Source organism: Mycobacterium sp. TH-M106 (assembly GCF_057473765.1).
In genome coordinates, this window is the sequence record NZ_JBYCLE010000274.1 from 1 (window position 1) to 5,906 (window position 5,906).

Annotated in this window: 5 protein-coding genes and 1 pseudogene; 3 read left to right on the plus strand and 3 right to left on the minus strand. The window is 67.4% G+C overall.

The genetic code is table 11. From position 1 onward, the window contains the following. The 3 genes from AC2VOP_RS09465 to AC2VOP_RS09475 all read right to left on the minus strand — a co-directional run. The coding region (locus AC2VOP_RS09465; protein WP_486960710.1) for a type II toxin-antitoxin system VapC family toxin at positions 1-247 on the minus strand (247 nt) is incomplete at its 3' end. Then, positions 244-483: a type II toxin-antitoxin system Phd/YefM family antitoxin gene (locus tag AC2VOP_RS09470; protein ID WP_486960711.1), complete on the minus strand. Its 240-nt coding sequence runs from the start codon at positions 481-483 to the stop codon at positions 244-246. The genes AC2VOP_RS09470 and AC2VOP_RS09465, both read right to left, overlap by 4 nt. Before the next feature lie 41 nt (positions 484-524). Beyond that, entirely contained in the window at positions 525-2,327 is a 1,803-nt protein-coding gene (locus AC2VOP_RS09475; RefSeq protein WP_486960712.1) for a DHA2 family efflux MFS transporter permease subunit, read from the minus strand. Positions 2,328-2,506: 179 nt separating this feature from the next. On the opposite strand from AC2VOP_RS09475, the gene AC2VOP_RS09480 reads away from it, so the two are divergent. From AC2VOP_RS09480 to AC2VOP_RS09490, 3 genes and pseudogenes are all read left to right on the plus strand, one after another. Beyond that, positions 2,507-3,361 (plus strand): hypothetical protein, encoded by an 855-nt coding sequence (locus AC2VOP_RS09480; protein WP_486960713.1) that lies wholly within the window; start codon positions 2,507-2,509, stop codon positions 3,359-3,361. A gap of 42 nt (positions 3,362-3,403) precedes the next feature. Next, a pseudogene (locus tag AC2VOP_RS09485) lies at positions 3,404-4,017 on the plus strand (IS607 family transposase). After that, on the plus strand, positions 4,010-5,719 hold the full coding sequence (locus AC2VOP_RS09490; protein ID WP_486960714.1) for a nuclease/transposase family protein: 1,710 nt from the start codon (positions 4,010-4,012) through the stop codon (positions 5,717-5,719). Before AC2VOP_RS09485 ends, AC2VOP_RS09490 begins: the two are co-directional and overlap by 8 nt. The last annotated feature ends 187 nt before the right edge of the window (positions 5,720-5,906 follow it).

Genomic DNA, 5,906 nt, shown 5'->3' on the forward strand with positions numbered 1-5,906 from the left:
TCGCGTCCGGCGATTCGATGGGCAACTCCGAGGTGCTCATGTCGGCAAGGATGTCCGTCCACGCCGACAACAATGCTTCCCCATCGAGACGTCCGAGGCGGGTCTTGATCGAAATCTCCCACGCCGAGGCGGCCGTTACCCACAGATTCGTATCGGGGCTGGATAAGACCGTGAGTACTGGCGCAGCCAGCTGAGAAGGATCACTGACGAGCCACAGCAGCGTGTGGGTATCAAGAAGGATATTCACCCCTTGTCGCCTTCCCACGCCGCGAGTTCATCGTCTGGGAGAGCGTCGTCGAAATCGCTGGGCACCAACAGATTTGGTAATTGACCGAAACGGCGCGGTACCGCGGCGATCGGCGTCAGCTGCGCCACGGGTTCGCCGTGGTTGGTGATGATGAACGAGTTGCCGGCCTTGACGTCCGCCAGGAGACGGTTGAGCTGATTCTTGGCCTCAGTGCTGCTGACTTTCTCGATGGGCATAGCGGAACCGTACCACCGTGAAGCTAGTCGCGCTAGCGTGTCTAGCTATCAGCGCCGGCGCTGGGAGGCCGCCGCAGCACGACGCGAGCGACCAGCGGCTCGGTATCGGACTCGTCGTACTGCCGGGACGCGCCGATCTCGGCTGGAGGGGGATACCAGATTTGCCGGTCATCGCCGGCGTGATCTTCGGAGGCGATGGGGAGCAGCTCCGTCGGAGCGTCGGCGCCGTCGGCGTGGTGAGCGCCGGTGTAGCCGGCAGCGTCGTCGATGTCGTCGATCGGGCCGGGTGTGTCTCCGGCCGCACCGGCCAGTTCCCAGCGCGGCTGTCGGGCTGACGATTTCACCATTCCAACCATGAACAGCGCCGCAACCACGCCGAACAACGCGATGAACGCGGTCCCCAGCGTCGATTCCGACATCGCCGCCGAAAACGGCTCGCGCAGCAGCTCGGGTAGCTGCAGCGCCGCCCCCGGTGCGTTGCCGTGGGACGGCCCGCCGCCGGGCAGCGACGGCATGTTCGCCGCGATGCGCGACGTCATGAACGCCGCCATGCCGGCACTGCCGAGCACCGCGCCGAGTTGGCGGGTCGCGTTGTAGACCCCCGAACCCGCACCGGCCAGCTGCGGCAGCAGGTTGCGGGTGGCCGCGGCGGCCAGCGGAGACCAGATGAACGCGTTGCCGACACCAACCCCGGTGAACGCCAACACCAACCGCCAGATCGGGGTGGCGGGGGTCATCTCCACAGCCAGCCAGGTCAACGTGATCGCCAGCACCGAGAACCCGAAGCCTGTCACCGACCGCGGGTGTGACCGGTCGATGATCTTGCCGACCGCCGGGGCGAGTAGGCCGGAGGCGATCGCCATCGGGGCTGTCAGCACCGCCGCACGTATAGGCGAGAGCCCACACACCGACTGCGCATAGAACATGATCGGCAGCGCCATCGCGGTGGCCACGCAGCCGATGACGGCCACCGCTAGGCTGGCCAGGCTGAAATCGCGGTCGGCGAAGATGCTCAACGGGATCAGCGGCTCACCGGTGTTGGTTGCCTGACTGTAGACAAAGGCGATCAGGAACCCGAGTCCGGCCAGCAGCGTCGCCACGATCCACGCCGCCCAGCCGGTGGACTCACCCTCCTGCAGGGCGAAGACGACGAGAAACACCGCCATCCCGGACAAGACGATGCCGACCAGGTCGAACCTGTGCGGGTGGGTCGGCAGATCCGGTAGCAGCCAGACCGCCAGCGCCAAACCGACGCCACCGACCGGCACGTTGACAAAGAAGATCCACTCCCAGCCCATCCAGCCCACCAACACACCGCCTGCCAACGGCCCGACCAGGGTAGCGACGCCGGCGGTGGTGCCCCATACGCTCATCGCCATGCCACGACGCTGCGGCGGAAAGATCCTGGTGATCACCGACAGCGTCTGCGGGGTGAGCAGCCCGGCTCCGATGCCCTGCACCGTGCGCGCGGCGATCAGCATCTCGATGCCGCCGGCCAGGCCGCACCACAGGGAGGCGACGGTGAACACCGCCAGGCCGATCAGGTAGAGGTTCTTCGGGCCGAACCGATCACCGAGCCGGCCAGCCACCAGCAGCGGCACCGCGTAGGCAAGCAGGTAGGCGCTGGTGACCCAGATCACGGTGTCATAGCCGATGTCCAGTGCGGTCATGATGCTGGGGTTGGCGACCGCGACGATGGTGGAGTCGAGCAGGATCATGAAGAAGCCGATCATCATCGCCCAGAGCGCGTTCCACGGGTTGGTCGGTGGCGAGGGGCGGGCCCGCGCCCAGCGATTGCGCCGCACGCTGTGACCGCGTCGCGTCCGGACCGTCGTGGTGGTCATATCCTCACTTTGTGTCGATCCCACCTCGTGTGACGCTACGGACAGAATCTGTCACGGACAACTCCAGACAACTCCGACGTCGAGGACATTTGCCGTCGGCAGCTCACCGGCCGGTTGGGGCGCTATAGCGTGAAACTCTGAACGCACCCGACCAGGACGAATCAGGACGGAGGGTGGCCATGGGCACCCGGCAATGCGAGCCCACTCGGAATGCGCCGCCGTCGACAGACGACCAAAAGCCCGGCGCAGCGGCCCGGATTCTGTCGCGCGTCATCGAGCGCAGCGGCCGGGTGCAGCGGCCCGCGGTGCGGGCCTACGTGCAGCGGTTGCGCGACGCCCGCCCAGGTGCTGACCCCGCCAGCGTCGTCGCGAAACTGGAGAAACGCTACCTGGCCGCGGTGACCGTCAGCGGCGCAGCGGTGGGTTGTTGGGCGGTGTTGCCCGCCATCGGCACACTGGCTGCGCTGTCGGCGATCGCCGGGGAGACCGCGGTGTTTCTCGAGGCGACCGCAGCGTTTGTGCTGGCTGTCGCGGAGGTGCACGGCATCCCCGCCGACGACCGAGAGCAGCGCCGCGCCGTGGTGCTGGCCGTGCTGGTCGGCCCCGACAACAGGGACGCCAAGCGTGTGGTGGCCGACCTGCTCGGCCCCGGCCGTACCCGCGGCGCGTGGCTGGCAGGAGGCTCAGCGGGGGCAGCAGCGGCAGCAGGGGCACTGCCGTTGGTCTCGCTGTCCAGGATGTCGGAGTTGAACTCTCGTTTGCTGCGATACTTCGTCCGGCGCTACACCGTGCGGCGCAGCGCACTGGCGTTCGGCAAGCTGCTGCCGGCCGGTATCGGGGTGCTGATCGGCGCGGTGGGTAACCGCAAGATGGGCAAGAAGATCGTCAGCAATGCTCGCAAGGCGTTCGGCGCGGCACCCGCCCGCTGGCCGGCGACCCTGCATCTGTTACCGGCGCCGCGCGACACCGGACCGGAAGACGGCCCACCTAGCGGAATAGCCGCCGGGGGTTGCGAACAGTTGGCAGATTACTGAGCGGTAGTGAGCGTATGAACGTTCTAGTGAGTATGTGCTGGTGTGAATCTGACTGAGTGGGCGCGTGCTCAGGGTGTTCATCCGCAGACGGCGTACGACTGGTTTCGGCAGGCGATGCTGCCGGTTCCGGCGGTGCGGGTGAACGAGCGGACGGTGTTGGTGTCCCCCGACGCGGTGGCCGAGTCGGCGCCTGCCGCGTTCGGGTTGTATGCGCGGGTCTGCTCGCATGATCAGAAGCCGGACTTGGATCGCTAGCTCGCGCGGCTTACCGGCTGGGCCGCTGAGGCGGGCGGGGTGGTGGTGCTGGTGGAGGCCGAGTCGTCGGGGATGAACGGGCCGCGGGCCAAGGTGCGCCGGCTGCTGGCGGATCCTCGCGTGACGGCGGTTGTCGTGGAGCACCGCGACCGGTTGGGGCAGATGAACACCGAACTGGTCGAGTCTGCGCTGGCGGCGCACGGCCGCCGGTTGGTGGTGCTCGACGACGGCGAGGTTGACGACGACCTGGTGCGCGACATGGTGGAGGTGCTGACGTCGTTCTGCGCGCGGGTCGGCGCAGCGCGCGAAACAGAGCGATCAAGGCGGTTGGATGCGCGCAGCGTGATGTCGGCCCGGCAGCGTTTGTCGGTGGCCGGGTGGATGATGCGCGTCATGGGTGAGATGGCCGCGGTGGCCGTGGGTAAGCCGTTACGTCGGATTGGCGATCCGGTGGTGGCTGCCGCCCCAGCGGGCGTGCGTGTGCGCACCCGGCTGCACCTGACCGTTGACGAGATCGCAGTACTGGGTGGGGTCGGTGAGTTCTTGGGTTCGGTGTATCGCCGCGAGCTCGTGTGTCGGATCACGTTGGGCCGTTTAGACCGCAAGGCGCACGCCGTGTGGCGCGCTGAGCGTAAGCGGGCGGTGACGGCGGTGGCGTCGTCGCGGTGGGCCGGTGCGATCACCCGCGCGGTCGAAGACCAGTACCAGCTCGGGATGCGCGCCCTGGACGCCGAGGTCACCGATTTGCGGGCCGCGATCGCCGTGCTGGAATCGCGGTGTGCGCTGCGCCCGGGTGAGGTAGGCGTCGCGGATCGGGATCGAGCTGGTGGGCCGCGGCGACGGTCACGACGCACGGTGCGCGGTTATGCCACGGCGGCCGAGCGGTTCTCCAAAACCCGCCGCCTGGCGGCCCTGCGTGACCGTCTGGCCGGGGCGCACGCCGCGTTGGCCGCGGGCCGGCCGTCGATCACCGTGGGCGGGAACAGGTTGTGGCGCACCCGGCAGAATCTGGCCGCCGCTGAGTGCAGCGAGCAGCAGTGGCGGGACCGTTGGGATGCCGCCCGCATCTTTTTGACCGCCGACGGTGAATCCGGTAAGACCGGCGGTAACGAGACGATCCGCGTCGACGAGTCAGGTCATCTCCGGATCAAAGTTCCTGCCGCCCTGGTGGACCGGTTCGGCACGCATCTGCACATCGCCGCCCCGGTCGCGTTCAACCACCGCGGTGACGAATGGCTTTCCCGGGTGGTTGCGCGTCGGGCGGTGCGCTATGACATCACCTTCGACCCCGACCGGGGCCGCTGGTATCTGGACGCGTCATGGACCACCACCCCGGGCCCGGTCCCCGAGCTCGGCCAGCTTCGCGATCACCGGGTGCTCGCGGTGGATCTCAACGCCGATCACCTGGCCGCCTGTCTGCTCGATACGTCGGGTAATCCGGTCGGCGAACCGGTGACCATCGAGGTCGCCACGACGGGTTTACCGGCCTCGCACAGGGACGGGCGTGTGCGCGCGGCAATCACCACACTGCTCGACTTGGCCCAACACCATCACTGTGCGGCCGTCGTAGCCGAAAACCTCAACTTCACCGACGCGCGCAGCACCGGGCGTGAAACCATGGGCCGCGGCAAACGTGGGAAGCGGCTACGCGCCACGGTCGCCGGTATCCCCACCGCCAAATTCCGGTCGCGACTGACCTCGATGGCGTCGCGCCGAGGTATCGCCGTCGTCGGCGTGGATCCGGCATACACCAGCAAGTGGGGGCGTCAGCATTGGCGTAAACCCTTGCAGCAACAGACTTCCGATCCGACCGCTGTCACCGTGCATCACGGTGCGGCGGTCGCGATCGGTAGACGTGGACTCGGCGTGCCGATCAGGCGGCGGCCAGCAGGACCCCGCACCCAACAGCGGATGCGTGCGGGCACTCCACCGGCCAGACCTGACCAGCCACAGGGAACCACACGACGGTGTGAACGTTCTGGCTCACCGCTACACCCAACACGACGACGAGGCGTACCGGTCCACCAGAGAACACCCACCGCCAGCGGCCAACACCGTTCGGACCGCACACCGGGCAGAAACTCAGTTTCGCTCAGTGTCTAGGAACGGTTAGCCTGGTAAGGGCGAAAGCAGGCCAAAGCCCAGGACCGGTGAGGCACCGGGCACATCCAAGACGTGACGAGCGTGGCTTGCCGACAGACGAGGAATCGAGGCGAGTAGCTGCCGTGAGCGGTATCAGTTCACCCTTCGGTCAGAATGAATGGCTAGTCGAGGAGATGTACCGCAAGTT

What these genes read in the sequence shown, in the direction of transcription:
- AC2VOP_RS09470 (WP_486960711.1), bottom strand. Translation starts at nt 483, where the DNA reads ATGCCCATCGAGAAAGTCAGCAGCACTGAGGCCAAGAATCAGCTCAAC.
- AC2VOP_RS09475 (WP_486960712.1), bottom strand. Translation starts at nt 2,327, where the DNA reads ATGACCACCACGACGGTCCGGACGCGACGCGGTCACAGCGTGCGGCGC.
- AC2VOP_RS09490 (WP_486960714.1), top strand. Translation starts at nt 4,010, where the DNA reads ATGGGTGAGATGGCCGCGGTGGCCGTGGGTAAGCCGTTACGTCGGATT.
- AC2VOP_RS09480 (WP_486960713.1), top strand. Translation starts at nt 2,507, where the DNA reads ATGGGCACCCGGCAATGCGAGCCCACTCGGAATGCGCCGCCGTCGACA.